Source organism: Klebsiella sp. MS 92-3 (assembly GCF_000195655.1).
Taxonomy (GTDB): Bacteria; Pseudomonadota; Gammaproteobacteria; order Enterobacterales; family Enterobacteriaceae; genus Klebsiella; species Klebsiella pneumoniae.
In genome coordinates this window covers 552-3,130 of the sequence record NZ_GL882877.1, presented here as the reverse complement: position 1 = coordinate 3,130, position 2,579 = coordinate 552, and the positions used below count along the sequence as shown (strand labels likewise).

At 61.8% G+C, this 2,579-nt stretch carries 2 protein-coding genes; both read left to right on the top strand.

Going from position 1 to position 2,579, the window contains the following annotated elements; genetic code table 11:
* Window positions 1-231: 231 nt before the first annotated feature.
* Window positions 232-1,737 carry a CoA-acylating methylmalonate-semialdehyde dehydrogenase gene (locus HMPREF9538_RS00235; RefSeq protein WP_009486529.1) on the top strand — a complete coding sequence of 502 codons (1,506 nt, stop codon included), beginning with the start codon at window positions 232-234 and terminating at the stop codon, window positions 1,735-1,737.
* A gap of 18 nt (window positions 1,738-1,755) precedes the next feature.
* On the top strand, window positions 1,756-2,565 hold the full coding sequence (gene iolB, locus HMPREF9538_RS00240) for a 5-deoxy-glucuronate isomerase (protein WP_004177654.1): 810 nt from the start codon (window positions 1,756-1,758) through the stop codon (window positions 2,563-2,565).
* Window positions 2,566-2,579 lie beyond the last annotated feature (14 nt).

Here is a 2,579-nt window from a genome sequence, read left to right as displayed (position 1 = left end):
CCCCCCGCCGCCGGGCGGGGGGGGGGGGGGAAGCCTGGCGTCGAGGGCAACGAGGTGCGATGCGGGAAGCGCACAGGCGACCGGTTAGCGCAAAATGCGACTGTTATCACCAAAATGAAATTTCATTTCACAACAATGTTGAAATATAAATTTCATTTTACTACGGTTATAGCACAGCAGAATCAGCGACGGGCCGGTGTGCGCTGGCCCCCTTCACTATGAGGCGAGAACATGACGATCACAGGAAACTTTATTGGCGGGAAAACCGTTATTAGCAGCAGCAACGAAACGATGCCGGTGTACGACCCGGCGACGGGCAAAGCGGTGCGCGAAGTCACGGTGTCAACCGCGCAGGAAGTCTCCGAGGCGATTCAGGTTGCTCGCGATGCGTTTGACAGCTGGTCCCGTACCACGCCGCTGCGCCGCGCCCGCGTGCTGTTCAACTTCAAAATGTTGCTGGAGCAGCACGTGGAAGAGCTGGCGGGGATCATCGTCAGCGAGCACGGTAAGGTGTGGTCGGATGCGCTGGGCGAGCTGACCCGCGGTATGGAAGTGGTCGAATTCGCCTGCGGGATCCCGCACCTGATTAAAGGCGAATACTCCTCTGACGTCGGCACCGGCGTCGACAGCTACTCGCTGATGCAGCCCCTGGGCGTGGTGGCAGGGATCACCCCGTTTAACTTCCCGGCGATGGTGCCGATGTGGATGTTCCCGCTGGCGCTGGCCTGCGGCAACAGTTTCGTCCTCAAGCCGCCCGCGCTGGCGCCGACGGCCGCTGTGCGTCTGGCAGAGCTGCTGAAAGAGGCCGGTCTGCCGGACGGCGTGTTTAACGTCGTGCACTGCAGCAATGAAGATGCCGAGCAGCTGTACACTGACCCGCGTATTGCGGCGGTGAGCTTCGTCGGCTCCTCCGGCGTGGCGGAGTATATCTATAAGACCGCCAGCGCCCACGGCAAGCGAGTGCAGGCCTTCGGCGCCGCCAAAAACCACGCGATTGTGATGCCGGATGCCGATCTCGACGCCACCGTTAACGCCATTATGGGCGGCGCTTTTGGCTCCGCAGGCGAGCGCTGCATGGCGCTGCCGGTGGTGGTGGCGGTGGGAGATGAAACCGCCGACAAACTGATCGCCCGCCTGAAGCCGCTGGTGGAAGCGCTGAAAGTAGGTCCGGGCTGCATGCGCGGCCAGGAAGAGAACGAGATGGGACCGGTGGTGTCTGATACCCACCAGAAAAAAGTGCTCGGCTATATTGATAAAGGCGAAAGCGAAGGGGCAAAACTGGTGGTCGATGGCCGCAAACTGCGCGTGCCGGGTTACGACGCGGGCTACTATGTCGGCGGCACCCTGTTCGATCACGTCACCCCGGAGATGACCATCTGGCGTGAAGAGATCTTTGGCCCGGTGCTGGGGATTGTGCGCGCGGCGGACTATAACAGCGCCCTTGAGCTGGTCAACAGCCATGAGTTTGGCAACGGCAGCGCCGTTTTCACCAGCAACGGCCACACCGCGCGTGAATTCGTCCACGACGTGCAGGCGGGGATGGTTGGGGTGAACGTGCCGGTCCCGGTGCCGATGGCGTTCCACAGCTTCGGCGGCTGGAAGCGCTCGGTGTTTGGCGCGTTGAACGTCCACGGGCCGGACGGCGTGCGCTTCTACACGCGTATGAAGACCGCCACCGTACGCTGGCCGGCAGGGCAGCAGACCGTATCTGAATTCAGCATGCCGACGTTAGGTTAATCGGCGAAGGAGAGCGCCATGTCGTTACTGGCTAAATCGCGAAAAGAGGGACAGATCCAGCATATTACGCCGCAAAGCGCCGGTTGGCGCTATATCGGCTTTGATGTCTGGATGTTGAAAAAAGGGCAGACCGTGACGCTGGAGAGCGGCGATCGCGAGCTGTGCCTGGTGCTGGTCGCTGGGCTGGCGTCGGTGAAAACGCAACATGCCGATTTCCCGAATCTCGGTAAACGGATGTCGCCGTTTGAACGCACCCCGCCGTGGTCGGTCTACGTCCCGCCGCAGGATAAAGTTGAGGTGACCGCCGATTCCGATCTGGAGCTGGCGGTATGCAGCGCGCCGGGCAAAGGCAGCTTCCCGGCACGCCTCATTCGGCCGGAAGACGTCGGGGTAGAGCACCGTGGGAAAGGGCGCAATCAGCGCCGGGTGCATAATATTCTGCCGGACAGCGCCGAGGCGGACTGCCTGTTGGTGGTGGAAGTCTACACCGACGAGGGGGCCACCAGCTCGTGGCCGTCGCATAAGCATGATACCGCCCAGCCGGGCAAAGAGACGCAGCTGGAAGAAACCTACTATCACCGCTTCGATCCGCCGCAGGGCTTTGCCTTCCAGCGGGTCTACACCGACGACCGCAGCCTGGACGCCTGTATGGCGCCCTACAACCACGATGTGGTGATGGTGCCGCGCGGTTACCATCCGGTGGCGGCGATTGCCGGTTACGACAGCTACTATCTGAACGTGATGGCCGGGCCGGACCGGAAATGGCTGTTCACCTGGGAAGATGACCACGCCTGGATCAACACGCCGGAGTACCCGCGCCACGACTGACGTGCGGTGCAGAA